The 25,766-nt window shown below is 67.2% G+C and carries 21 protein-coding genes and 2 pseudogenes; 6 read left to right on the top strand and 17 right to left on the bottom strand.

Features of this window, described 5'->3' with window-relative positions; genetic code table 11:
• Window positions 1-282: 282 nt before the first annotated feature.
• From mobF to LOZ83_RS01590, 4 genes and pseudogenes are all read left to right on the top strand, one after another.
• Window positions 283-4,110: a MobF family relaxase gene (gene mobF / locus LOZ83_RS01600; protein ID WP_236788081.1), complete on the top strand. Its 3,828-nt coding sequence runs from the start codon at window positions 283-285 to the stop codon at window positions 4,108-4,110.
• 605 nt (window positions 4,111-4,715) lie between these two features.
• On the top strand, window positions 4,716-5,015 hold the full coding sequence (locus LOZ83_RS01595) for a hypothetical protein (protein ID WP_236788079.1): 300 nt from the start codon (window positions 4,716-4,718) through the stop codon (window positions 5,013-5,015).
• Between the two features lie 380 nt (window positions 5,016-5,395).
• A pseudogene (locus LOZ83_RS40695) lies at window positions 5,396-5,875 on the top strand (restriction endonuclease); the annotation flags it as partial.
• Window positions 5,876-6,079: 204 nt separating this feature from the next.
• Window positions 6,080-6,979 (top strand): hypothetical protein, encoded by a 900-nt coding sequence (locus LOZ83_RS01590; RefSeq protein ID WP_236788077.1) that lies wholly within the window; start codon window positions 6,080-6,082, stop codon window positions 6,977-6,979.
• Window positions 6,980-7,315: 336 nt separating this feature from the next.
• On the opposite strand, the gene LOZ83_RS01585 is transcribed toward LOZ83_RS01590, so the two are convergent.
• Entirely contained in the window at window positions 7,316-9,187 is a 1,872-nt protein-coding gene (locus tag LOZ83_RS01585; RefSeq protein ID WP_236788075.1) for an ATP-binding protein, read from the bottom strand.
• A gap of 296 nt (window positions 9,188-9,483) precedes the next feature.
• On the opposite strand from LOZ83_RS01585, the gene LOZ83_RS01580 reads away from it, so the two are divergent.
• Window positions 9,484-10,017 carry an NUDIX hydrolase gene (locus LOZ83_RS01580; protein WP_236788073.1) on the top strand — a complete coding sequence of 178 codons (534 nt, stop codon included), beginning with the start codon at window positions 9,484-9,486 and terminating at the stop codon, window positions 10,015-10,017.
• Here LOZ83_RS01580 and LOZ83_RS01575 read toward each other — a convergent pair whose 3' ends face one another.
• The 16 genes and pseudogenes from LOZ83_RS01575 to LOZ83_RS01500 form a co-directional block, all read right to left on the bottom strand.
• A complete protein-coding gene (locus LOZ83_RS01575) occupies window positions 10,018-11,727 on the bottom strand; it encodes a phosphotransferase (RefSeq protein ID WP_236788071.1) in 1,710 nt (569 codons plus the stop codon).
• Entirely contained in the window at window positions 11,721-12,545 is an 825-nt protein-coding gene (locus LOZ83_RS01570) for an inositol monophosphatase family protein (protein WP_236788069.1), read from the bottom strand. Before LOZ83_RS01570 ends, LOZ83_RS01575 begins: the two co-directional genes overlap by 7 nt.
• Complete coding sequence (locus tag LOZ83_RS01565; protein WP_236788067.1) at window positions 12,542-13,120, bottom strand: AAA family ATPase; 579 nt, start codon at window positions 13,118-13,120, stop codon at window positions 12,542-12,544. The genes LOZ83_RS01570 and LOZ83_RS01565 overlap by 4 nt, the downstream gene beginning before the upstream one ends.
• On the bottom strand, window positions 13,117-13,959 hold the full coding sequence (locus tag LOZ83_RS01560) for a nucleotidyltransferase family protein (RefSeq protein ID WP_236788065.1): 843 nt from the start codon (window positions 13,957-13,959) through the stop codon (window positions 13,117-13,119). The genes LOZ83_RS01565 and LOZ83_RS01560 overlap by 4 nt, the downstream gene beginning before the upstream one ends.
• Window positions 13,956-15,143 carry a hypothetical protein gene (locus tag LOZ83_RS01555; RefSeq protein WP_236788063.1) on the bottom strand — a complete coding sequence of 396 codons (1,188 nt, stop codon included), beginning with the start codon at window positions 15,141-15,143 and terminating at the stop codon, window positions 13,956-13,958. Before LOZ83_RS01555 ends, LOZ83_RS01560 begins: the two co-directional genes overlap by 4 nt.
• Complete coding sequence (locus tag LOZ83_RS01550) at window positions 15,140-16,015, bottom strand: hypothetical protein (RefSeq protein ID WP_236788061.1); 876 nt, start codon at window positions 16,013-16,015, stop codon at window positions 15,140-15,142. The genes LOZ83_RS01555 and LOZ83_RS01550 overlap by 4 nt, the downstream gene beginning before the upstream one ends.
• 26 nt (window positions 16,016-16,041) lie before the next feature.
• Window positions 16,042-16,788 carry an HAD family hydrolase gene (locus LOZ83_RS01545; protein ID WP_236788059.1) on the bottom strand — a complete coding sequence of 249 codons (747 nt, stop codon included), beginning with the start codon at window positions 16,786-16,788 and terminating at the stop codon, window positions 16,042-16,044.
• Window positions 16,785-17,507: a ribulose-phosphate 3-epimerase gene (locus LOZ83_RS01540; RefSeq protein WP_236788057.1), complete on the bottom strand. Its 723-nt coding sequence runs from the start codon at window positions 17,505-17,507 to the stop codon at window positions 16,785-16,787. Before LOZ83_RS01540 ends, LOZ83_RS01545 begins: the two co-directional genes overlap by 4 nt.
• Window positions 17,491-18,417, bottom strand: coding sequence for a sugar phosphate isomerase/epimerase (locus LOZ83_RS01535; RefSeq protein ID WP_236788056.1), 927 nt, complete (start codon window positions 18,415-18,417; stop codon window positions 17,491-17,493). Before LOZ83_RS01535 ends, LOZ83_RS01540 begins: the two co-directional genes overlap by 17 nt.
• A gap of 164 nt (window positions 18,418-18,581) precedes the next feature.
• Window positions 18,582-18,902 (bottom strand): annotated as a pseudogene (locus LOZ83_RS01530) (nucleoside 2-deoxyribosyltransferase); the annotation flags it as partial.
• 35 nt (window positions 18,903-18,937) lie between these two features.
• Window positions 18,938-19,651, bottom strand: a complete 714-nt coding sequence (locus LOZ83_RS01525; protein ID WP_236788055.1) for a 7-cyano-7-deazaguanine synthase — start codon at window positions 19,649-19,651, stop codon at window positions 18,938-18,940.
• Entirely contained in the window at window positions 19,648-20,400 is a 753-nt protein-coding gene (locus tag LOZ83_RS01520; RefSeq protein WP_236788054.1) for a hypothetical protein, read from the bottom strand. Before LOZ83_RS01520 ends, LOZ83_RS01525 begins: the two co-directional genes overlap by 4 nt.
• Window positions 20,390-21,103, bottom strand: a complete 714-nt coding sequence (locus tag LOZ83_RS01515; RefSeq protein ID WP_236788053.1) for a 7-carboxy-7-deazaguanine synthase QueE — start codon at window positions 21,101-21,103, stop codon at window positions 20,390-20,392. The genes LOZ83_RS01520 and LOZ83_RS01515 overlap by 11 nt, the downstream gene beginning before the upstream one ends.
• Window positions 21,100-21,879, bottom strand: a complete 780-nt coding sequence (locus LOZ83_RS01510) for a 6-carboxytetrahydropterin synthase (protein ID WP_236788052.1) — start codon at window positions 21,877-21,879, stop codon at window positions 21,100-21,102. Before LOZ83_RS01510 ends, LOZ83_RS01515 begins: the two co-directional genes overlap by 4 nt.
• Before the next feature lie 107 nt (window positions 21,880-21,986).
• Window positions 21,987-22,802: an ATP-binding protein gene (locus LOZ83_RS01505; RefSeq protein WP_236788050.1), complete on the bottom strand. Its 816-nt coding sequence runs from the start codon at window positions 22,800-22,802 to the stop codon at window positions 21,987-21,989.
• 19 nt (window positions 22,803-22,821) lie between these two features.
• Window positions 22,822-24,177 (bottom strand): sporulation protein, encoded by a 1,356-nt coding sequence (locus LOZ83_RS01500; protein ID WP_236788048.1) that lies wholly within the window; start codon window positions 24,175-24,177, stop codon window positions 22,822-22,824.
• A 1,032-nt stretch (window positions 24,178-25,209) separates the two neighbouring features.
• On the opposite strand from LOZ83_RS01500, the gene LOZ83_RS01495 reads away from it, so the two are divergent.
• Entirely contained in the window at window positions 25,210-25,743 is a 534-nt protein-coding gene (locus LOZ83_RS01495; RefSeq protein WP_236788047.1) for a GntR family transcriptional regulator, read from the top strand.
• Window positions 25,744-25,766 lie beyond the last annotated feature (23 nt).

The raw sequence follows: 25,766 nt of genomic DNA, 5'->3' as shown, positions 1-25,766 counted from the left end.
TAGCGGTTGGGGGAATACGGTGCTAGTCGCCGTCTGCACCGTTGTCACCGCTTCGCGTTACGACTGGATCTGGCTGATCCTGCTGGCCGGTATCCCTGGGACCTGGGTGGCTTGGTGGGCCGCGCAAAAGCTGTGCGCTCACGAACATCAACCAGGCACAAAAGCCCACAGCGAGTGACCGGAAGTCACCCAGTAATCGTCGTTCATCGGCCGACGCGCCCCGCGTCGCGGTATATTTGATGCTCTGGGGGGAGGAGGTCTTGTCGTGACCACGCGGTGACGATGACTCCGCGCGTGTTGCACGCCGGCGACGGCTACACCTACCTCACGCGCAACGTCGCCAGCGGCGACAACGACCGCGGTCGCGGTGACCCGCTGGTGGATTATTACACGACCAGCGGCGACCCGCCGGGCTACTGGGTGGGTGCCGGGTGCGCAGATCTCGGCGTGTCCGGGGAAGTCACCGAGGAGCACATGCTCGCGCTGTTCGGTGAAGGGTTGCGTCCGGACGCGAACGAGTTCATCGCCGAGCAGATCACCGGCGGGTCGAGCATCGATGGCGCGATCAAAGCCGCCCGGCTGGGCCGGCGGATGCCGCAGTTCGACAGCCATGTACCGCTGTCCGTGGGGCTGCGGGACGAGTACGCCGCGTTTGCCCGGCGGCACCACCGTCGTCCAACGGTGGCGGAGCGGCACGATCTCAAGACCGAGGTCGGGCGACGTCTGCTGCAGGAGCGGCATCCGCATCGACCGATCACCAGCGAGCGGGAGATCCGGAAGTTCCTGCAGGACGAGCTCGGCAAGGCCCGTCAGCCGGTGTCGGGGTTCGATCTAGTGTTCGCGCCAGCCAAGAGCGTGTCTCTGCTGTGGGCGCTGGGCGATCGGTGGCTGCGCGAGCAAGTAGAACGAGCGCATCACGATGCGTGGCGGGCCGCGCTGGCCTACGGCGAGAGGGAGGCCGCATTCACCCGTGTAGGCGCCGGGGGAGTGGCGCAGGTCGACACCTCAGGGTTCGTCGCGACCGCCTTCGATCACCGCGACAGCCGTGCTGGTGACCCACACCTGCACACCCACGTCGCGGTGGCGAACCGGGTCCTGGCCGGAGACGGGAAATGGCGCACAGTGGACGGTCAGCAACTGTTTAAGGCCGCGGTGTCAATCTCGGAAACCTACAACGCGATGCTTGAGCAGCTGATGACCGAACGGCTCGGTGTTGCCTGGGCAAAGCGGTCGGTCGGGCCCGGGAAACAGGCCGTGCACGAGATCGCGGGAATGCCCCCAGAGTGGATCACGGCGTTCTCCAAACGCCGCGCTCAAGTCGAAGCAGGCTATGACGCGCTTGTTGCGGAGTATGTCGCGCGGTATGGCCACACCCCACCGCGCTCGGTACAGATCCAGCTAGCTCAGCAGGCGCAGCTGGGGCGGGATCGTCCGGACAAGCCCGATCCGGTGCCACTGGCACAGATGCTGCAACGGTGGCGTGCCGAGGCCCAACAGATCACCCCGCATCTGGACCTCGAGACTGTGATCGGCGGGTGCACTCCTGGCGGCGGGCGCGGCGCGGCGGCTGGGATTCCGGATCTGGGCGTGCTGGCGGAAATTGTGATCGACAAGGTTTCGCGGGCACGGTCGACGTGGACGATCTATCACGTGCGCGCCGAAGCACTGCGGCAGCTATGGGACATCCCATTCGCGTCGATGGCTGAACGTTCCACTGCGGTGGAAAACATTGTCGGGTTGGCTCTGGAGCGGTCCTCGATTCAGCTGGATGTCGCGGTCGACACGACGCCGGTCCTGTTGCAACGCCGCGATGGGTTCTCGATCTTTCACCGCCACGCCAGCATCCGCTATACCAGCAGCGAGATCCTGGCCGCCGAAGCGCGCCTGCTCACCGACTCCCGCACACGCGGCGGGCCCGTCGTGCCCGCCGCGGCCCGGGACCGCGCCGTGGCGGCCTTTGAGCGTGGGCGGGGCCTCGTGCTCAACCCGGGGCAGCGGACCCTGGTCGAGCATTTCGTCTCCAGTGGCGCGGCGCTGGCGGTCGCGATCGGCCCGCCCGGCAGCGGGAAGTCCACCGCGATGCGGGCGGTCCGGACAGCATGGGAGACCACCGGGGGCCGCGTCATCGGCCTCGCGCCCTCGGCAGCTGCCGCATCGGTGCTGACGGACGAACTCAACGCCGGTGACCAGCTTGCGCCTCGACAGACACCCTCTGCTCGCGCGGACACCCTGCACTCATTAACCGCAGGCTGGGAGAACGGGCAGGACGTGGACGTGCGAGCAGGGGACATGTTGCTGGTGGACGAGGCTGGGATGGCCGACACCCGCACCCTGGACACGGTCCGTGAGATCGCGGAACACGCCGGGGCGGTCGTGCGCCTGGTCGGTGATCACCGTCAGCTCGGCGCCGTCGAAGCAGGCGGTGCGCTTCGTCTGCTGTACCACGACACTGGCGGCGTCGAACTCACCGACGTCCGGCGCTTCGCCCGCCCCGACGAGGCCGAGGCCGTCCTTCAGTTCCGGGTCGGTGACCCACGTGCGATCGGCTTCTACGAGGACAACGACCGGCTCGTCGGCGGCGCCCGCGCCGCAGTGCTCGACCAGCTCTACCACGACTGGCAGGCCGACCTGGCAGGGTCGGCAACCAGCATCATGATTTCCGACTCCCGCGACATTGCCCGCGAACTGTCGGCCCGCGCGCAAACCGATCTGCGAGCCCGCGGACTCGTCGCGACCACCGGATTCGCGCTGCGGGACGGCACTGTGGCTGGGGTCGGCGATCGGATCGTCACCCGCCTCAATCGCCGCCGCCTCATAGTTAACAACGGTCGCGACATGGTGAAGAACGGTGATCTGTGGACCGTCCAGCAGGCCCACACCGACGGCCGGTTGACCGTGCGCCACATCCGGCACCGCGGGCACGTCACCCTCCCGGCCTGGTACGTCGACGAGCACGTCGAACTCGGCTACGCGTCCACAATCCACCGGGCGCAAGGCCTCACCGTCGACATTGCCCGCAGCTACCTCACCGGCTCGACCGTGCGTGAGGCCGCACTGGTCGCACTCTCCCGAGGGATCCACGGGAACTACGCCTATCTCGACGTCGAGGACATCCAACAGGTCACCGAACCCACCGTGCTGCCCGGGGAGTTGTTCTACCGGCACCGCAACACGTCTGGCGCTGCCCGAGCGCTCGCGCAGATCCTCGACCGCGAAGGCGCCGAACGGTCGGCCACTGAGGAGCTGCGCAGCGCCCTCGATGAACCCTTTCGCCTGGATCTCGCCGTACCGCGCTACGCCCACGCCATGTTGGTCTGGCGCGGACCCGACGCCGCCCGAAAAGCCGAAGCCTGGGTCTGGGCCGCGATGCCCGACCAGGCCGACGGCATCCTCGCCGACCCGGCCTGGCCCGCATTACAGACCGTTCTGCACGAGGCCCGTGACGCAGGCGCGAACCCAATGCGCCTGCTGCAAGCGTGCGCCCAAGCTCGGGAGCTGGACACTGCGGAGTCGGTCGCGCAGGTCATGCACTACCGAGTCAGCGCCGCCATGCCGACACCGAGACCCGGCGTCGACCGGCCGCCGCTATTGCCCGGCTGGGTGGCGACACCGCCACGTGCGGATGACCCTGACGCACCCAGGGGCCCCGATTCACTTGAACTGGCCGCCTGGCTACGCCGCCGCGCCGGCGCCATTGCGGATCGCGTCGGAGCACTGGGTGACAGCGTCGCCACGAACCCGCCTGCGTGGGCAGAATTGCTCGGTGAGGTTCCCGCCAATCCAATATCCCGCGCCGCCTGGATCGGCCGTGCTGGGCAGGTCGCCGCCTATCGCGAAGCCTTCGGCGTCTCACCCGGAGTGCCCGAGCTGCTGCCCGAACACCACGGCGGCGCCCAGGGGCGTGCCCGCAGCTGGGTGGAGCGCTACCTCAGCACCACCGCCAAGCCCCAATGGCGCGCCATATCGCGCATCGCCACGTCCTCTTCGAGCCGGGCCGCGAGATTGCGCGGCGCACTCGACGGGTTGACCGGTCGGTTACAACGCCCTCGCCACAGCTCACCCGAATCCGTGCCACGCGACACTGAGCGCGACGTTGGCCCAGAGCCGTAATCATGACCCTGCGCTGACAACGCGCGTGGCAAGCGAGCTTGAGATTTCACCGGTGGTCTTAAAAGCTCAGACGCGAGGAAGTTAGCATTGGCTACCGCGCGGACACGCCCAATGAGACTCCGGGGGAGTGAGCCTGATCGAGGCGCGCTGCGGAACATTCAACACCAGCACGATACTTGTGTATTTGATCCGTCCGATGTAGACATTGTGGAGAATTCGGCATCGCTGTTCCTGCCAGCCGGTGTCCACCAGCCTCGGGTGCTATGTCCTCTCTGCATCCGTGAAGTCGCTGTGAAACAAGGAAAACAATCAGGAGGCGTTGACCGATTATGTCCAGACCATATTGTGGAGCACGGCGGGTGTGGTTCGCGGCCGTGACGTGCGCGCTGATCGTGCCTGCGCTCGGAGCGTGCGCGATGAACCGGCCAGCGGGGAAACCGTCGGCCTCACGGAGCGCGTCCGCTGGCGAGAGTCCGCGGAGCGACAGCACCAACCTGGTCCCGACCGCCCCAGCTCGCAGTGCGGTCGATGCGGCTCAGGATTGGATGATCGCTTCCCGCACTCGCGATTGGCGCGACCCAGGCCCGACAGTATGGATCGACCGGGTGCGACCGTACGTCTCCGACGACCAGCACGTTCGCGACGAACAACTACGCGACGGCACGACCGGTAGCGACTGGGCTCAGTTCGTCGACTGGCACTGCCGCAGCAGCGTCCGCGACCCTCGCGCCGTCATCCCGCCGGAGGCACCAGGCACTGATGTCGCCGCCAACGTCGAGGTGGCCGGCGACATCAGCACCGCCTGCGCTGTGGGCAGCTACCCTAGTAGCGAGCACGCCGCCGCGACCTTGATCGTCGTCCGAGCGCCGGATGGCACCTACCGCGTGGGCAGGCGGGTGTTCTGACCACGCCAAAGTCGCGTACAAGTGTTTGGCGCGCGGGCCGACCACCAGCACCCGATTCGAGGGGGAACACGACCATGACAGCGCCAGGCACTGACCCTGACCGCCATCGCACCCACGTCCTCGAGGGGCTCTCTCCGGCTCGTGCTGGATCCCCGAATCGCCCTCCAGCACCGATGGCGAGGTCGTGGAAGTACCCAGCGACGCGCTCACCCTTGATGACCGGGCCCGGCTGATCGCCGATTGTTCGGCCGGTTCCTGGGAAGCGCGGCAGGAAGGTCTGCCTCCCGCGCAGGCAGCGGAGCTTGCCCACATTTCGCATATCGGCGACTACGCGTGCGCTTGGCAGTGGCCGTTGACCGGCTCTGCCAGTGCCCCGGGGTATGCCGGCATCATTGGCCCAGGCGCGGCGCGACTGCGGTGTGCTGCCGGAGGACACACGCCTGCGGGTACTCGATGTCAGAATAGGCCGCATGGAGCACGCCCTACGAGCTTTGATGGCCCGCTATGAGACCTTGCACCAGGCGAGTGGCATAACACCGCAGGCCCGGGGCCAGCAGCTCAACCTACTTCTTGCGGACCTTTTCAAGGCGTGGGGCGTAGAGGCATGTTCAGATCAAACCGGACTACAAGGGCGCGACGAGATTGATGTCGGCTTCTCTCTCGGAAACACGTATTATATACTTGAAGCGAAATGGGGGAAGGATGCAATCAGTGCAGATCCATTAGCAAAGCTGCTTCTGCGACTGCGGGTTCGACCTCCTGGGGTTCTTGGCGTCTTGGTCTCCATGTCAGGCTATACCAGGCATGTATATGATTTTTCCGCGAGCCATCCTGAGATAATTCTACTAAACCGTGACCATGTAGAGTCTATGCTCTCCGGCTTGATAGGTCCCGCAGAGCTAATGCACCGTATTATGTCCTACTGTAGTCGACATGGCGGATCATTCGTTCCTATTGGGGTACTTTTCCCGCCGTACGAGAATCCGTATCCAGCGCCATCACAATGGGATGTCCTTAGCCGAGAGAGACTTTCTTTCGAGTGCTCGCGTCCACCAAATTCTGACGTGATCACGCCGAAAGGAGGAAGCTTCTACGGTGACAATCGTCGCAAAATTACGTTCTCGCTTGAACCGGTCGTCATCGGCAGCGGGTCCCATTATGAAACTGACGGTTTTAGTGTCACCAACGATCGCAGGTTTCTATTTACTGGCGAGTACGGCGTGCAGGAAGTTGATCCGAGTAACGGCTCCAGCATGATGCTACTGAAGCTGAGTGACTGTACCAGCACTGCATACGCAGAACCCGGCGGAAGCATCGTCGCGCTGCGAGGGCATGACGGCCGGAGCGTAGTACCGCCACCTCGTAGAGGTATAGCCACCGTACGCTGGAATCCTCTCGAATCGATACTTTCTATCGCCGCGTGTGGTGTCGCTGGCAGTAAGCTTACCCGGGACATCGATGGCAACATCTGGTTGTTTTGCCCAGGCACTTCAAGCTTGTTCTACTCGAAGCCTCCAAGCATTGAGAGAATCGGGAAAGAACCCGGCAATCAGAATCTTTTGGATATTACATGTAAGGCTAAGGTTGCGGATGTCTGCCCAATGGGTGCGACAAGTGTATTCGTGACAACTAGTGGGAACGGTTACGCATTAGTTGATCTATCGGATACCGGTTCGCCTTCAGGTGCGGAAATCGTGAGTTCGCCATCCGATCTATACACTTCCGCCGTTGCCGCCTTAGACGAACAAAGGGTTGCAATCTTGGCGCGCAACAAATATGGCAATGGTTGGTGCTTCTATATATTCAATACCGTCACGCATCGGCGTTCGGACATAGTTGAACTTACGGGACTGGCCGATATAACAGATATAGAAGTTGCTGGCGAAGGTGAGATACTTTTGCGCTGCATAACGTACGGCGTCAGTCCTCGGTCAACCGTTTGGAAAGTTACCCTGTCTGACTAGAAATTTGAAATACGTAATTTGCGCTGCCATATTGGTGGCGACAGTCCCTGGACACAACTTCCCTCGACCGACGGCCTGGCAGTAGCCATCATGCAGTGCGCCAAAAGGCGGTGCATGCACGAGGGAACCCCGCACGTTCGGCAGCTCGTGATTACCGGTCGACGATCATCAGGTCATGGCCGGTTATGCAAGTGGGGAAGACGGGCGACCTGCGTGCCAGTTTCGTCAACGCGGCAGCGCAGCGCGCCGTCTGGCCGGCTGTTCGCACGCGTCTGCGGGCCCATGACCTGCAACATACACCCGAGTCGTACATACGTTCGAGGAACGCGCCAATCTCTACAGTTGATCTTCGGACGCGTCCGTGAAGCCGAACGCTTGACCCATATACGCGAGCGCTTGGCGAGTCAGGGTCCGGCGGAGTTCCCGTGGAAGCTGCGGTGGCGCGGTGATCGTCACGGCCATGCTCGTGAGCTGGTCATCAGCGCGCTCGCCGAATGCCGCGAAGTCGACCAGGTCGGTCAGTAGCGGCGGTGGTCCCGGATCACCATGCTGCTGTTCGGCGCTCAACCGCAGCTCTACGGTCGGAGGGCCGGCCCATCGGCCGCTGCGCGGGTCAGGGGTGATGAGCGTCGGCAGTACCTCGGTTGCGGTCTGCCATGCCGCGGAGAGGAACTCGGTCAACTCGTCCAGCGAGAGCCGGAGGTCGGCGCCAGCTGCTCGCCCGTCTGGCAACCCCAGCGCGTCTGCCCAGGCCCCGAGGTCGTCTATCCGCAGCTCGGCGCAGGTCACGACAGCCGAGGACGTCGCGTTCGGCAGCGCCGCCATCACCTCGCTGGACAGCGCCGAGCGGTGGTCGGAGGTCTCGATCGTGGTCGAGAAGCTGGCAGCATCACCAGCGTTTCGGTTGGGACCTGGCTTCCACTGAGCAGCGCGCAAGTCCGCGCCACGCCGCTGCGACAGGATGGTCACGGCGCCGGCCAGCTCGCTGATCGGCAAGGTCATGGCGAATTCGCGTCGCCGCGCGGTCGGTATCTCTCGCTCTCCATTCCCGACCGACGGGAGCGTTGCGATCGCCCGAACGCGTAGCAGCGGCGGCGCGCCTCCGCCGGTCCAGTTCCCGGAGTAGCGGGTTGTGGTGAGGCTGAAGCCAGGGCTCGGCTCCCACCTCCAGGTCCGACTGGCGTCGGCACGCACCAGCCGGCCAGTTCCCCAGCGTCCTCCGCGCAACTCGACCACGGTGGCCAGTTCGTTGACGACCCGCCCGGACCGCACGTTGTCCTGCTCGATGAACGGAAGCCCGAGGGCGCCGAGCACATCGCCGTCCGGCACTCCGCTCCCCGCCGCGTGCAGCCCGTCCCATACCGATTCGGCGATCGTGACCGGTAGATGGTCAGGTAAGGCACAAATGACCCACCCATCAGCCGAACCGCCCGATTCGAACCCCTGGGCCACACCTGGGCCGATCCGATAGACCTCCGTCGCTGGTCGACTCAACTGAATCAGCTGACGCGCCCGCTCGTACGCCTGCCGAAACGGCTGTCTCCAGCCCGGCTCGCCGACTCCGACTTCATATGCAGGTCGTGCGGCATCCGTGGCGCGATTGGCGGTGTACACCGCCTCGGTGACCAGTGCAGACAGCACTTCCTCGCTGGGGCCGCCGGCCTCCGCCCAGCCGAGCGCCAGCAGTCGGCGGATCTCAGACTGCGGCAACCAGTGGGTACCGTCTGCCTCCCGCACCGGAACCGCGACCGACCGGTCACTCGCCTTGTCGTTTCCCGACGGTCCCGGTACGACGAACGGGCGTCGTGTTTGCGATTGGGCGGGGATGTCGATGACCAGGACACCGCGCGCACCGCCACAGTCGATCCACTCGACGGTGAAGCCGCGTGGAGGCGGCATCACGCGGGTCCGGATGATCTTGCGGTGCTGGTCGAGGTCCACCTTGTCCCTGGGAATCGGGCCCAGTTCAGAGACAACCTCTTCACCGTCCTCGACCTGCGTCTTGAACCCGATCAGGAGGAGGCCGCCGGTCACAGCGTTCGCGAACGCCGCCACGTCCTTGACCAACTCCTCCTTCCCGGTTGCGCTATCCAGCCGATATGGGCCGCTCTTGACGTCGAGCCAGGCACACTCCCGCAGACCGATAGCAGCGGCTGCGTCGTTGATGCACAGGGCACGCCGAATGTCGTCCAGGCTGGTCGCTGACATGCGATGCATTCTCCCTGGCCCGGGTCGACGGCCTTCGGCACGCTGGGCTCTTCCGACGAGAAGCCATGTCGAAGAACAGCCAAGTCCGAGATGTCTCGCGTCCCGTCGTCGGCGGTGAGGTTGATGATCAGCCCGTCGACCGAGGGGCAAATCGGGATTCGGCGGGTTGACGGAGCAGCGGCCAGACTGGCATAGCTGCATGCCCTCCTCGTCACAGTCCTCGTCGAGATGCGCTTCCGTTGCCAGCCGGCGCACGTATGCGCGGCCGTGCCGGTCGGGCCTGGCAAACTCATGGAGTGATCAAGCACTTCACATCGAGCGTGTTCATCTTCAGTCTGGTCGGTGGAGTGTGGAGTCTCGGGCTGATCGAGCATCCTCGCCTGCGGCGTTGGATGATCCCCGGTGGTCATGCCGAACCGGGCGAGTCGCAGGTTGATGCCGCACTTCGCGAGGTCGAAGAGGAAACTGGCCGGCGGGTTCGGTTGGTGCGGCCCCCTGGTCCAGCAGTCCCGCCCGCCTTTCCGCGCACGGTGCTGACGATGCCGTGGTGGATCACCGAGCAGCCTGTACCGCCGGATGGGCACTGCGGGGAGCGTCACGTGCATGTCGATCATCAGTACGTCGCCTTCGTCACCGACCCTGATGAGGTGGTCCGAGAGCCGGAGCATCCGTTCCGTTGGACCGAGCGGGAGGAGCTCGACGGCCTCGCGATGTTTGCCGACACGCGGCTGCTCGCGGCCGGCTTGTTCGCGGTCGTGCCGATGCTCAGCGCTGGCGACCTCGACCCGGTTTCCGTGCTGACGTCGCTGGCGGGTGGTGGACAGTCGTGATCAGCCTTGGAGGGCGCGGACCCGCTCGTGCAGAGCGGTGAACTCCTCGACTCGCTTGGTGCGCTGCCTCCACAGCACGGCGAGCCACCGCAAGGCGATGGTGCGCCGCGCGGCGTCGAATCGGGCGCGGTTGCCCGGCGTGACGCCGAGATCGGCTTCGGCGCTGGTCCAGACGTCGTCGGGAATGACGCGGGCGCTGATGTGCTCGATGTGGTCGGCGGCGTCGACGGCGATGTCGGAGAAGCCGCTGAACTCGAAGTCCGCGACGTAGGTGGACTCGCCGTCGTGGAGCCAGTTGAGCAGGTTCGCGTCGCCGCGGGAGTAGACGCGGGTAGCGGGCTGTGCGAGCAGTTCGGCGTCGCCGCTGTTCTCCCAGCGGTGCAGGAGAGCGAGCATCTCCGGGGTCTGGGGATCGTCGGCGGCGTTGGCGAGCTGGCCGGGCCAGACATCGGTGAGCCGGGCGATGTAGTGGCCGATGGAGTCGACGCGCTCCAGGCCGGCCAGCGGCTCTTTCAGTGGAACGCTCTGCAGAGCGTGGGTGGTGTTGGCTAGCGACCTGATGGCCGACGCCGGGTCGAGGACGTCGAGGATCGGGGAGCCGGGCAGCAGCGTCATGCCGAGGGCTGGGTGTTCGGGGTCCTCGTCGAGCCACAGCGGTTCCGGTGCGCTGCCCAGGCCGGCGGCGTGGATGAGGCCGTGCCATTCGCGCTCGACGCGCTGCCGGTCGGTCTTCTTGTAGAGCTTGATGCAGATCGGCGTGGGGGCCGCGGTCCAGGCGAAGACGTCGTTGTTGCGACCACCGTCGAGTGCGCGCAACCCGTGTTCGTCGAGTGTGGCGGCCAGTGCGTCGGCTCCGGCTGCACGCGCGGTGCGCAGGGCGCTGAGCAGGTCGGTGGGAGCGGTGTTCTCGCGGCGGCTGGCCAACGTGGTCATCGTTTCGGACTCTCGGTTTCGGCTCGGCACGGATGGACGGGGGCTGGCGGGGCCAGCGTAGGAGACAGGCTCGGCGGTGTCGTGGTGCCCCGCACACGGGCTCAGGTCGATGTCGCCCGTCTGGCTGATCTGACGCAGGATGGCGTGAATTGCGTGGTGAGTGTCGACCGGGTCGAGCTCAGTGACATCGAGGACGGTGAGCTGGGGGTCTTGTTCGGCAAGCAGTGCGTAGGCGTGGTCGACCCAGGAGAGGTGAGCGCGTTGTTCGCCGGTGAATGCGGGGCGGCGGTCTCCGCCACGTTCGTCGGCGCGACGGGCGGCGACTTCCGGGGGTACCCGTAGCCACAACTCTCGGGTGGGGCGCGGTCCGGCCAGAGCTGCGAGGGCGTTCAGCCAGTCGAGGGCGACCTTGGTAGGGGCGCGGTGCTGGCGGAGTAGGGCGGCGATCGCGTAGGAGGCCATCGTGTGGATGCCGCGGTCTTCGATCACGACCGCGGCTGGGTTCTCGGCCAGCGCCGGATCGAGGACGGTGGCGACGAGGTCAGCTCGGATGGCGGCGGTGATCATGGTGTCGGTGATGGCGTCGCCGCTGCGTAGGAAGGGGTCGTCGCCGGTGCGCAGCAGGTCGACGAGGGTGGCCGCGACGGGATCGGTGTCCAGGGTGGCCAGGTCTGGGAGGACGGTGACGGGATGCCCGCTGGCTTCCAGGCACCTCGCGAGCATCCGGCTCTGTGTGGTCTTGCCCGCTCCGGGCAGGCCCTCGAACGTGATCAGCACGCCACGACATCCTCGCCGGTGAAGCCGTTGATCGTGCTCGCACGCTGGACGATGTCGAGGATGTCCTCGATCAGGGCGGGTGCGGCGGCGATGGTGCAGCGTGAGGCGGTGGTGTGGTCGGTGCCGTCGAGATCGGTCACGTGGGCGCCGGCTTCGCGGGCGATGACGGCTCCGGCGGCCATGTCCCACGTCCGGTTGCCGAGAGTGATCGACGCGCCGAGGGCGGAGTCGGCCAGCAGCGCGAGGTCGGCCGCGGCGGATCCGAGCATCCGGATGCGTTGCGCTCGGGGCGCGAGGGCGGCGTGGATCGCCAGCATCGCCGCGTTGCGGGCGGCGGCGTCGGGTCCGGTGCCGTAGTCGCCGACCGCGATGATCGCCTCATCCAGCCGGGCCGGGCCGGCGATGCGGATCGGGTGGCCGTCCCGGCAGGCGCCGAGACCGTCCGCTGCCCAGTACGTGCGGTCGAGCTGGGGCAGCGCGATGACTCCGAGCAGAGGATCCCCGTCGACGACCAGGGCCAGGGAGATGCCGGTCAGCGGGATGTCGTGGGTGAGGTTGGCAGTGCCGTCGACCGGGTCGATGACCCAGCGGGTGCCGCTGGTCGGGCCGCCTTCTTCTTCGCCTTGGACACCGATTCCGGGGGTAGCGAGGGTCAGCTCGTCGCGCAGGATTCGTTCGATGGCGAGGTCGACGTCGGTGGCCATGTCCCGGTCGCCCTTGCCAGTGCAGGTGCGGGGGCGGTGGGTGCGCAAGAACGCCGCGCCGTGCTCGACGGTCGCTTGCGCGATCAGCAGCAGTCCTGGCAGTTCGGTGGTCACGAGGTCTCCACGGTGGTCGGGGCTGGCGGACGGGTCACGGCGTCGGACGGAGCGAGGGTGTCCAGGTGGCGCAGGACGATGTCGAGGTTGGTCGCGACCGGGTTTCCGGTGTCCAGCAGCAGTTTCGGGCCAGTGATCGGCACGGCGGTGGCGGCGAGTTCCTGGTGTAGCTGCGGGGCGCGGTTGGCCGCTGGGTGAAGGCCGTGCTGCTGATCGACAGCCAGCCGGGCGTGAGCGACGTCGACCGGGCAGACGCATTCGAGCAGCAGCAGGGGTTGCCGGTGCGTCGCGGCGAAGGCGCGCAGGTCCTCGACCTGGCCGGGGGCAAGCCAGGTCCGACCGTCGAGCACGACGGTCGTGGCGGGAGCACGCAGCCACTGCCAGACCGCGGTGGCGAACAGGACCTGGACGCAGTGGTCGTCCTGGTCGCGGGTGTAGGTGGTGTGCTCGGTGCCGAACAGCGCGTGCCGGACGGCGTCTTTGCGCAGCAACAGCGCGCCGGGAATGTGGCTGGTGAGCTGCTCGGCCAGCGTGGTCTTGCCGACACCGGGCAGCCCAGCCAAGGCGATGATCATCGGTGCGCCTCCTCGTCGACGGTGAGGCGGGCCGGGTCGGCAGGCAGCAGAGGCCACTGCGAACGCAGCACCGACCAGCCGGCGAGGACGTCGGCATGGTGCGGGACGGGCGGGGCGGTCGTGCGAACCTGGCGGATCGCGTCGGCGGCGAGCGCCCAGCGCGGCCGGGCCGCGAGCCGGGCCAGCATGTGGTTGACCGCGTCGGACGGCGCGAGAATGGGGAGCGGGTAGTCGTGCGGGGAAACGGTGATCCCGGCGCGGCGGGCCAGCAGGCAGGGGACGTCGTCGGTGCCGCCGCGAGGCAGGGTCGTGGCCAGGTCGACAACGATGAGAGGGACGATCGGGTCGCCGGTCTGCCGCGTCCAGGCCCCGCTGTCCCCGCTGGGACGGTAGCCCTGGGTACGGAGGACGGCGTACGTGCGGTCGGCGTCGCCGGGCGCGATGAGCAGGTCGATGTCGCTGAACTGGCGGGCGCCGGTGCCGGCGTAGAGGGAGTGCTCCACGCTGAGTCCCCCAAGCACGACGGCGGATACTCCAGCGGTGCGCAACGCCGCCGTGTCGGCGAGCGCGGCCACGCGACAGGCGTAGGTCTTGTACCGGTTGGTGCGCAGCGTGCTGTCGAGGAACCGCGTCACCGCGCGATCCAGCTCGGGGACGGGGTGGTCGTGCAGGTACGCGGCCAGCAGGCAGAGCGTCTTCGACCGCACCGACTGCTCAAGTACCGCGCCCAGCTCGGCGACCACCGCACGGGCGATCATCTCGTGGCTCTCGGCACCGGTGCCCCAGCACAAGGCGCGGACCGCGTCCTCCGCGAGGCGGCCTGCCCGTCGGTCGGTCATCCCCGACCACCCGGCCCGGCCGATCGGGTCGCTGCGTGGTCGAGCAGGGCAGCCACGCGGGCTGCCAACATGGCGGGAGAGTTGGTGACCGGAATCCGAACACACGGCACGGTCCGGGCGAGCTGGTCCGCGACGCCGGTGAGCGCGAGCGCGGTCCGGCCTTCGTCGGGCGGCAGCAGCCAGTGGTTGCGGTGCGAGGTGACGCGGGTGACCGGATCGTGCATGAAGAACTGGGTGCGTACCAGGACGTCGCGGACCTCGGCCGGCTGCACTGGCTTGGGCGGCAGGTCGCTTGCGCTGCGGTAGGGCCAGAGCATCAGCGTGGGCCGGACCTCGCCGAGGATCTGCGTGTCGGGCAGCGCGGTCCGTAGCTCGCCCGGTTCGATTGCGATCTTGCCGCCGGGCGTGGACTTGCCGGCCGGGCTGTTCTGCTGCTGTTCGGCGGGCAGGAATCTGGTCATCCCCGGTACGGCGCGCAGCGTGCTGGCGGTGGCGCGCAGGTGCATCGGCCAGGCGTAGCCGATCGTGCCGCCGTCGGGGTCGCGGCGGAGCAGGAGCCGGTCGTTGGTGACGAAGTCCCCACCCACCAGTTGTAGGACGCTCAGCAGGGTGGTGGTCTTGCCCGCGCCCTTTGGCCCGGCGATCAGCAGGCCGTGCTCGGCGCGCACGAGCGCGGCGGTGTGCGCGTAGACCGCGTCGTGCTCCAGAAGCTGGGCGGTCATGGCCTGCCGCACGAGTCGGGCGGCGAAGAACCGCGCGGCGCTCAGATCGCCGGCGTGCACGGTGATTGTGCCGAGCAGGTGGTCGAGGTGCACGAGGGTGGCGTGGTCGCGGATCCAGAACGCCCGGCCGCCGGGCACGCCGATCGACCGGGCCTTCAGATTCGGACCGATGTCGTGGTCGTCGGCGTCGGCGAACAGGGCATTGGCACCGACCTGGTCGACGGACACGCCGGTGTGCAGGGTGATGGTCCACCGGCTGGCCGCGGTCCTGGTGCGCTCGTAGGAGTAGAGCGTGGTCTCCGCGTCCTTAATCAACTCGCTGCGGTCGGCGCGAAGGGTGACGCTGGCCGCGCCCTGGGCGAAGCGGCGCGTAGCGCGAGCGGGCGTGGCATAGCCGATCAGCGGCCCGAACGGACAGGAGACATCGGTAGGCGTGGGTTGGTGCTTGCGCGGGCTCGTCATGACGCCGTGGCTGGGATAGGTTGGCGGCCGAAATGTGCGGCGTGCTCCTGCAACCGGGCCAGTTCGGCGGACGGGGCATGGCGGTAGAGCGCCGCTAGTCCGGAGGGCATCAGTAGGGCCTCGGCCCAGCTCGGGAACTCGCCACGCCGCAAAGGTCGCTCGGAGAGCTCGCGGCTGGAGCCGACCACGGCGATCTTCGAAGCCGTGCGCGCGATGGTCAGCTCGGGTGCGGGCGCCACTCGGTACTTGAGGTCGCTGTCGACCGCCTCCCGGCTGGTGTGTCCGGTCAGCAGGTCGGCGACGTCGGTGTAGACGTTGAACACCGCCGCTGGGGCGTCGAGCACGACGGTTAGGTGCCAGGCACCGAACGGAATGACGAGGTGATCACCAGCCCGACACACATGATAGTCCATTGTGGAGTTTCCGTCGTCGTCGATGTTGGTGTGCAGCATGAGAACCCGGCCGGACAGGCACTGGAAGATTTCGACCTGTGCCGGGGTGTTCCAGTGGCCGAGCGACCGGCCGAGTTCTCGGCTGCCACCGAGGTTCGCCGCGGTGTAGACGACGAGGTCTGCGAACCAGGCGTGTGTGCCGTCCGCACCGTCGACCGGCTGGCCGGTCTTGGGACGGGGCGCGGCGATGTCGCGGTAGGCGTGGTAGAGCTGCGGGTCGATGCCGCGATTGAGCATTGCGCGCACCTCGTCCGAGTGGGCCAGGTAGACCGATCCGTCGGCGTCGGCTCCCGTCAGCAGATCGCGGAGACGTCGAGCACGGCCTTCGCGCGCTGATGCCGCGACGAGCAGTTCCAGGCCGCCGGGCGGCAGCGGGCATGGAGAGACGCGGGCCGTGGGGATGTCCATCGGCGTGATCATCAAACGGGTTCCTCGGATCGGTGGGTTCAGGAGCAGGTGGCGAGCACGGCGTCGCGCATCTGGTCGAGGCTGGTGATGGCCCGCACGCCGGCCGGGCAGGGTTTGCCACGCGGGTTGAACAGCACCGCGCGGCATCCGGCGTTCAGCGCGCCGTGGATGTCGGTGGTCAGGCTGTTCCCGACGTGCACGACCCGGTCCAGGTCCGTGCCTGCGGCGGTGGCGACTGCCACGAACATCTCTCGGCGAGGCTTGGCCAGCCCGACGTCGGAGGAGAAGACGGTCTCGTCGAACACCGCGGTCAGGTCGTGGTCGTCGAGGATGAGCCGGGACACCGACGCCGGGGTGGCGAGTGTGTTCGAGGTCAGCACGAGCCGGGCTCCGGCCTGCCTCAATGCCCAGAGCGCGGTGTGCGCGCCGGGGATGAGGTCGGGGCAGGCTCGCAGGACCGCGTGGGTGTGCGGCACGAGCAGGGTGTCGACCAGCCGCTTGTCCAGGGGCAGACGCATGGCGGTGAGCATCTGCTCGACTTGACCGCGCACCGGAGGTTGTTCGCCGGTCATGCGTTGGCGTTGCTGGGTTTCCGCGCGCACGGTGAGGATCGCCTCGCGGACCTGGCCGTCGGGTAGGTCGTGGCCGAACTCGGTGAGCACGGTCTCGAACTCGCGGATCCGCCAGGCGGCTTCGGCGTCACGGTCGCCGTAGGTGATCAGCGTTCCCCACAGGTCGACGCTGACCACCCAGCTCTCCAACGGGCCTGCGGCGGCCGGTGTCACGTTCGCTCCTCGACGCGCTCTCCGTCGAACGCCATGTCGCCCCGCTGATTGTGCAGCCAGGTGGCGGTGGCCGCGAGGTCGTCGCTGCCCAGCAGGAGCGATCCGGCGACCACGGCGTCGACTCCGGCGGCGGCGAGCGCGGGGACGGTGTTCTCGCGGATGCCGCCGTCGGCGATCACGGGAAGCTGGTATCGGCCTGTGCCTGCGGCCAGTGCCCGCAGGTGCCGGACGCGATCCGGTGCGGCCGGGTCCATCGTGGTGCCCTTGGTTCCCAGCGGTGTGCCGATGAGGACCACGAAGTCGACGTCGTCCAGGTGCGCGGCGACGGTGTCGACGGGTGTGTCCAGGCGCAGCGCGAGGCCGGCGGCGCCGCCCAGTGCCCGGATCGCCTGCAGGGCCTCGGCGATGTCCTCGGCCTCCGCGTGCACGGACAGCAGGTCCACCCCGGCTCGGGCGAAGTCCTCGACCAAGGGCAGGGCGCGCTCGGCCATGACGTGGACGTGGAACGGAACAGTCGTGCGAGGGCGCAGCGCCGCGACCAGGTCGGGGAAGAACAGCGGGCTGGGCACGAAGCGGGTATCGGAGGCGTCGATGTGGAAGACGTCGGCGTAGGGAGTCAACCGAGTGACCTCTGCGCCGAGGTCGGCCAAGTCGGCCGACCACAGCGACACCTCGACCGCGAGCCGGTCGCGCGGATACAGCTCAGCCAGCGGCAGCATCGCGGACCACCTGGGCGTCGACGGGGAGGTGGGCGCGGCAGTACTCGACGGAGCTGGTGAGCAGCTTCAGCACCTCGGCGGAGTCGTCCTCGAACCGCGGGTAGACCTCCAGGATCACCGAGATGTCGGCCAGGTCGTTGTCGGCCAGGCAGGTCGCGAGTGCGCCGACGTCGAACGTGCCCTGCGGGTGCGGCCAGCCCCAGTGCGGGTCGCCGTGGCCGTCGGTGTTGTCCAGGTGGATCTGCCGGATGCGTGAGCCGAGGTTGTGGATCCAGCTCTCGATCCCGGCGTCGGCGCCGTGCAGCCGCTGGAACAGCGCGTGCCCGGTGTCCAGCGTGAGCCCGACGTTGTCGATCCCGCGCTCGCGCAGGGTGTTCAGGAGGGTCTGGCAGTGGTCGATGTAGGCCGGGTACTCCCGCAGGATCGGGGTGGGCTCGACCAGCAGCTCGCGCACTCCGGCGTCGGTGGCGCGGCGGGCCAGGCGTTCGAGGTGGTCGACAAGCTCGTCCTGGCGGTCGGCTCGGCGGTCGGGATCGGCGGCGTCGGCCTCGCTGATCGTGCCGAGCGGGCCGCCGACGGCCGGAGCGCCGAGTTCGGCGGTGAGGTCGATGGCGCGCTGCCACCAGGTCACGGCGGCGGCGCGGGCGTCGGCGTCCGGGTCGAGCATGCCGCTGGGCACGTAGTGCGCCAGGCCGACGAAGCACGAGTCGATGATCAGGTCGTAGGCCGCGGCGGCGTCGCGTACCCGGCGGGCCAGCCGGGCGCGCTGCTCGTCGGGCCACCAGGGGTCGAGCAGGTCGAAGGTGAATTGCACCCGGTCGAGGCCGAGGTCTTCGCGGACGAACGCGGCCCAGTGTTCCGGTTCCGGCATCCGCTTGACGGCGAAGCAGAGGTTGACGCCCAGGGGCATGGCGGGGCTCCTTGTCGGATCGGTGGTGGAGTGGAGGGGGCGGGCGTGAGCGCGTCGAGGTGGGCGCGCAGGAGGGCGCTGAGCTCGTCGATCGAGTGGGCGATGCCGCCGTTGAGCGAGTAGTCGATCATCAGGTTGTTGGAGTCGGTGCCGCCGAAGCGGCGCGAGTCGGTCTGCAGCCCGAAGCAGTCGGCGCCGCGGGCGCGGGCCATGCCGAGTTCCACGCAGCCGCCCTCGTCGGGGACGCGGCCGTCGAGGATGAACACGAAGATCGGGCACTCGGTGATCGCGGCGCAATCCAGGTCGTAGAGCCGGCGTCGGACTGTGTCCTCGTCCAGGCCCTGGCGGACCAGCGGGGCGGCTTCGCCGCCGTCGCGCTGGGGCAGAAAGGTGGCGAGGCCGAGGGCGCGTACCGCGGCGTCGACCTGGAGGTTGAAACCTTTCTCCGCGTCGCAGAACAGCGGTGCGGCGATGTATGTCTTCATGGAGATGCTCCTCGATCGAGGGTTGCCAGGGTTTGTCAGCTCGCTACGGCCGCGCCGACGGTGGCCAGCGCGGCGAAGAACTCGTGCGCTCGGTGGTCGGGGTATCGGCCATCGCCCATGGCCGGGATGTAGAACTCGCGGACCCGATCCCAGGTCCAGGGCTGATGCTCGAACTCGGCCTCAACGCCGTTGTTGACCAGGGACGTCCAGCGGCGCAGGCAACTGGAGCACCGGCCGCAATGCACGGTGCTGCCGTCGATGCGGCTGCAAGAGAATGTCAGCAGCAGGTGGTCAACCGGCAGGCCCTGCGCCAAGTACCAGGCGATGATCTCGGTCTTGGTCATGTCCCAGAACGGGCTGTCGACCCGGACCGGTCGCTCGGAGAACCCGGTGATGAACCGGTCCATGCCGGCGAACGCCTCGCGGCTCTTGTCGAGGGTGTGGTCGCCCTTGACGCCTATGCACCACACCGTTTCCGCGCGGTTGGCCGCGAGCATCGCCAGGTGCACGTTGCGCAGCGGGATGATCGCGTCCTCGGCCTCCCACGCCCCGAGCCGGAGTTCGTCGCTGATCTCGACTTCGATCCCGGCGGCGTCGGAGAGCGCAGCGATAGCGGCGCGTTCCTGGCTGGCGTAACGGTGTCCGAGGTCGAAGTACAGACCTGGTGGGCAGCCGAGGAAGTGCCAGGCGGGATAGGAGTCCAGTCCGCCGGAGAACAGAAGGACCTCGGGGATCCGGGTCTCGATCATCGCAACGCTCCTGTCTGGGTGTGCAGCAGGGGGGAGAGCAGTTTGTCGATCTCCAAGAGCACGCTCGGCGTGGTCCTGGCGCCGACCCGGATCCGCCGGATGCGGTCGGGGTGCGCATCGGCGACCAAGCGGTAGGAGTGGCTGAAGCGGGGCAGGAACAGCAGCCGCTCCACCGAACCGGGGTTGCCGCCGCCCTGGCCGCGGTCAATGGCACGTTCGCGGGCCAGCGGCCAGGGCATGTCCAGCCACAGCGCGACATCGGGGTGCAGAAACCACGGCGCGGCGACGGCCCGGACCTGAGTCAACAGCAGCGCCGGATCCACGTCGGGGTGTTGTTCGGACAACACCGCCAGGGCGTAGGCGAGCTTGGAGTACACGCCGTGGTCGACGACCACAACGTCGTGCTCGGCCAGCGCCGGCCGGTAGTGGACACGGTGGTGGTACGCCTCCCGGCACAGCCGCAGCAGGACGTCGACCGTGGCGTGGTGCGCCGCGTCGTAGCCGCCAAGGCCGTCGCGCCGACGGAGCGGCGCGGTGTCGAGCATGTCCGACAGACGTTCCACGATGCCGTGACTGGGCCCGTAGTGCATGACGCGCGTCGAGAATCCGGCGGCGATCAGCCGCTCGCCCATCGCGGTAGCGGTCGTCGTCTTCCCGGTGCCCCAGATCCCTTCGACGGTGATCATCACACCGCGGGAAGCCTCGTACGGCGGCACGTCGGCACGGCCGGCGGCGGGGTCAGCGGCCACGCTGGTCTCCCCAGGCGAGCAGGTGCAGCCGCGTGGTCAGGTGAAAGCCCCGCTCGATGGCCGGATCGGCGATCTCGGCCAGCCGCCGCGTGACCTCCTCGGCGGTCCGGCCTTCGGGCATCACGTAGACCGGCGCCAGGTCGTGGACCTCGACGAGCTCTGTGATCTCGTCGAGGTCGGCGATGCTCGAGACGACGAACTTGAACACCGACCGTCCGCTGACCGCAAAGCGGCGAAGCACCCGTCCCTTGATCCGTCTGGAGATCGGCATCCCGGCGCCGAAGGTCGACAGCTTCGGCGAAACATTGAACCTGGTCACCCACGCGAGCAGATCCGGCGCGGGGGCTATCGTGCCGTTGGTTTCGATCTCCACCTGCATCCCGGCGTACACGATCCCCTGCGCGAGTGGGATGAGGCGGCGCTGCTGAATCAGGGGTTCGCCGCCCGTGATCACTACGAGGTCGACCGGCTGCGCTGTCGCCCAGGCCAGCAGGTCGCTGATCGAAACAACGGTGCCTGCGGCGTTCAAGTCGAACCGGGTGTCGTCCCAGGTGTGGGGAGTGTCGCAGTTCTTGCACGTCAGGTTGCAGTTCATCAGCCGTATGAACACTGCACGGCGCCCGGTCGACGGGCCTTCGCCCTGCACGGTCGGCCCGAATGTCTCCGCGACGAGCAGCTCGTCGTCGGCCAGCGTGATCGTCACCGGCCGCTCCGCTCGTCCTGGGTGAACTCGGCCCATCGGCGCGGCGACTCCCAGACGCGAACCGCCTGGACCGCGGTGGCCTCTCGTCCGTTGGCCTGGCTGAGGGTCCAGGCATACAGGTGCTCGGCAAGCAGTTCCGACGTCGGCTGGAACTCGAGCACGGCGTTCAGATCGCGGTGGTCCAGTTGACGGTCGAGGTACTCGGCGAGCAGGGCGCGAATCCTGGCGCGACGGCGGGGGCTCGTCTGCTGGTCCAGCTGGAGGTCCACTCGATAGGAATGGCCGTGAGGCCGGCCGCACTTGTGTCCGTCCGGCAGGCCCTCCAGGTAGTGGGCCGCCTCGAAGGTGAACGACTCGTCTCCGGCGTGCTGGTGCGACCTGGTGGCTGCGCCGAGATTGACGTGGATGGCGTGGAGCTGCTTCCCGCGCTCGGGTGGCATGTGGGCCAGGAACCACGCGGTGATGTGCTGGGCGAGCGAGTCGGTGGTGGTGTCGAAGGTGAACAAGGCGTTGAGGTCGCGATGGTCCAGTTCGCGCTTGAGGTATTCGCCGACGGGGGCGAGTTCGGCGTAGTCCGCCACGAAACCGGGTGCCCGCAGTTCGGTGTCGGTGAGTTCGACCTCGACGGTGAAGGTATGACCGTGGGGTCGCGCGGCCTTGTTCTCGGTGTCGAGCAGATCGGTGAGGTGATGCGCCGCGGCGAACGAGAAGCTGCCGTCGCCGATGCAGTAGCGTTTCCGAGCCAGGTCGCTCACCGCGACTCGGGTTGAGTTCACTGAGTGGGATCTCACGGTTCGTCCTCTCGTTGCGTACTGCTTGTGACCAGCTCTCATGGAATCGCGATGTGGATCGCGGCGGGAGGGCTCACGAGGGGGCTCACGGATCACCTGGCGTGTGGCGGCTTGCGCTCCCAGCCGGTCTGACGGGCGACGAGGTGGATGGGCAGGCAGTGCGGCAGCCGTACGCGCAGTTCAGCGCCGACCTGCACGTTCGTCGACGCAATCTGCGCGCCAAGCGCCATATCGGCGGCGACCCGTGCGATGAAGTCCCAGGTCGGTCGCATCTCGGCGAGAACAGCAGGGTGGCGCCGGAGTTCGTCAGCGGGGTGCCGGAATACCCATGCGCGCGGGCGGAGTTGCTCGACCTCGAACCAGCGGTCCGGGTCAGGATCATCAGGAAAGGCGTGCTCGAACCTGATTGACTCCGCTTGTTCATTGCCGAGGCGAAACACATTAGAATGGCCTTCGTTGTCGATTTCGCGAAGCGTCTGGTCCAACAGATCAGCGTTCTGGGCGAGGACGTCATCACGGATGATGCTCGCCCGGTTGTTAATGCGCTCTCGACACCGTTCCGCACTGGCGGTGAACACGAGTGTGATCGTAGGTGTCCCAAATTCCGTTGCTATGTTGAGGAGTTGTGCACGCTGATCACCTCGGAGGTTGGTGGAGTCAACCACGGTGGTGACTCTGTTCCGGAGGCGCTGGCGGAGCATGTCGAGTAGTTGTTTGCGCGCTGGCAAACTGTTCGACTGACTGGCTGGGTCGTTGCACATTCGGGCACGGAACTCATCCATCGAAAGTATCTCAATGGGTGCAAAGTATCGGTATGCGAAGGTGCTTTTGCCGCTCCCCTGCAAGCCGACGAGAATTATCATTGCAGGATTCGGAAGGTTGATTTTCAATGTGTCAGATGTTGTCACGATCAGGTTCTTTCCGTATTCAGGTCGCATATATTTCGCGCTTTATCCGTCGTGTCAGTTCGGCCACGCCGGGTTCGGTGCGCCAGCGTGACATCCGGGAGATCAGTGCGTGAAGGTAGTCCACGGCGCGGGCCGAGCTGACAACGGCGAGAGCGGACACGGCGCGGTGGCCGTGGTCCAGCGCTTGTTCGAGGTCAGGATGGTATCCCTGCAGGTAGGTGCTGCCGAGGACGCTTTGACGGAGGGCGTGCGCCCTGGCGAAGGTGTCGGTAGGCATGGCGGCTAAATCGTTCCAGTGTTGTGCCTCGCGCGGTCGGCCGAGATCGCGGTTGATCTCGATTGCGTCGGAGGCGAGACGGTGCTCGTCGAAGAAGTCGATCCAGGCCGGGTCGTCACCGGTGTGGGAGTTCGCGTCGTCGAGGAGGCGCTCGGCCGTGGCGAAGGCGCTGTCGGCCATGTGGGCGTTGCCGGTGCGTGCCCAGATGCAGGCCTCGATCAGCTTGAAGAAGCCTTTCACGCGCGGCGTGGCGTGACCGCCAACGCGGTGGAACGCGCTGTCGGCCATGTCGATCGCGTCGTCGTGGAATCCGCCGAGGCTGCACTGCAGGGCCATGCAGGTCAGCACGTAGCCGCCGAGCTGGACATCCCCCGCGGCGCGGGCTTGGCGCAGCGCCTGGATGTAGTGCCGTTGGGCGTTGGCGTGGTCGCCGTTGTCGAACGCGGTCCATCCGGCGAGCCGGGCGAGTTGCGCCGTGGCCGTGAACAGCCGGCGTCCGAGGACGTCGCTGTAGGAGCCGTGCAGGAGCGGGGCCGCCCGCTCCTTCAGGCAGACCGTCAGTTGCGACGTTCGCCAGTTCCCGCCCCCGTAGCGCGAATCCCACTGCCGAGCCTGTTCAGCTGTTTCGAGCAGTTCGACGACGTCGGCTTTCCCAACGCGCCGGAACGCCGCAGAGGACTGCGAGGCTGCGCTGCTGTCAACGGGGAGCGCCAGCCAGCGACGAACCGGGGTGTTGTAGTTGATAACGGCGACGCCGGGGCCACGGATGTCGCGGCGGTCCACCTGGCTCCAAAACCTGGTCGCGACTTGCACGGCGGTGCCGAGCTCGCGTGGGAAGTCCAAGCCGATGCCTGAGTCGACGCCAGGGTCGTGATCAAGGTCGATCTCTGCCAGGCTGACCGGCCGCCCGAGTCGCTCTTCCAAGACCTGGGCGACGAGCGGGCGTACCGCCTGTGCCGGACGCGTCCCCCTCTTCATCCAGTTCGTCCAACTGGTGTGGGTGTAGTGCGTCTCCAGACCAGCGGTCTCCGCAAGCTGGTTGAGCCTGAAGGCCAACGACTTCTTCGCCGCACCAGACGCCTCGACCAGACAGGTCAAGGCGAGATTGGGCCGAGGCTTGGCGCTCACCGACCGCGGTGGGCCGAGTGCTCCCGCGAGCACACCCGCGAGTCGAATCCCGCCGAAACGGAGGGCGGTCTCACCACCACTCACCCCCTCAGCGGCCTGTCTCGGTGAACGATTCCGGATCCCCGGGCTACGTCGAGCGGACGTCTGTTAAGGCGCCGCCTGCGCACGACTACGCGACGACTCGTCGTTGTCATCGCTCCTGCTCCTCCTGGCCGAACCCAACCGCCAAGGTTCTGGGTAGAGGACGGTGGCGTTCGCGCCCTCTTCGGCGGCCACAGGCGTTCGTGCAAGTCGAGAGGAACCAGGTCTCTGAACCGCAGGCCGACCGCCAGTACGCGGTGCGCGGCATCATCGAACTGGTCACGAGGCCAGGGCCGATCCGAGCACAACGGGCACGTCCGTGGCTGATCCACCGTCGGCAGTTGCGCTGCCAGGTCGTCGATCGTTTGGCCCACTCGGCCGAGTGGGCTGTCGGCTGCAACGATTGCGGCGCGGACCTCGCGGACCCGCTCCATTTGTCACGCCGCCACGTCTGAGGCAACAGACCATCGCACCTGCCCATCGACCAGGGATGCCCCCGTTTCGCCCGTCGAGATTCCTTCTGCCTGCCAAGCAATACGGCCCCCGGCCTGCGGTACGTGAAGAGGTTCAGCGAGGGTGCAGCGGCGGCTCAGTTCGGCGTATTGGGGATGGCCAGGCCGGGGGAGTCTGCCAGTGGCTGCGCCAATCCATGTAACCCCCTTCCCCTCTTTGTCATGCCGAATAGCGCTTGGGCGACCTGCATTGCCGACGGAACCGCATGACCGGGCTTGACGACGCAGCGGCCAGCCCATCGGGAACCTGCCGGCGTGCCAGTGACGATGTGTAGTATCCTCAGCACTTCGGACAACCTTACTGCGATATCCGAAAGGTAGCAAGATTGATTGGAGGTGGCCTTGCTGCCGTACGACTAAGGTTGAAGCCGAAGCACCCGACGTTCGTGAGACCCGAGGAGGGTGAGCGATGACCAACGCCGGCCCATGGACCAGCGTGTCGATGCCGTACGTGAGCGGCCAGCGCGGTGACGCATGGGGTGCCGAAGCGGCCGAGCACGGCGGCACGGGAACCCAGACGCTGCTCAGCGTCGGCGAGGTGGGTGCGTCCGAGTCCATCGCCGTCATGCTCGGCTTGGCCCGGTACGAACCGGTGGTCATGAGGCGCCGCCTCATGCTCTTGGACGACCACCCCGTCGAGCTCGTCGACTCCTACTACCCCGCGACCATCGCTCGGGGCACCCGGCTGGCCGAATTCCGCAAGATCCGCGGCGGTGCAGTCGCCCTCCTGGCTGACCTCGGTCACCCGCCGCGCCACGTCCGCGAAGACGTCAGCGCGCGCTTGGCCACACCCGAGGAACGGACCGCGCTGCAGCTGGATGACCCGTCGTGCGTGCTGTTGCTGTCGCGCACGCTCATCGCCGAGAACGATCTGCTTGTCGAAGCCAGCGTGATGACGATGGTGGCCGACGGGCGGCGGTTGCGTTACGAGCTGACCCCATGACCGCCCCGACGACCTCTTCAGGA

It is taken from the genome of Amycolatopsis sp. GM8 (assembly GCF_021653975.1).
Taxonomy (GTDB): domain Bacteria; phylum Actinomycetota; class Actinomycetes; order Mycobacteriales; family Pseudonocardiaceae; genus Amycolatopsis_E.
Note: the sequence above shows the minus strand (reverse complement) of the source record. Positions and strands in the feature narration are given on the sequence as shown.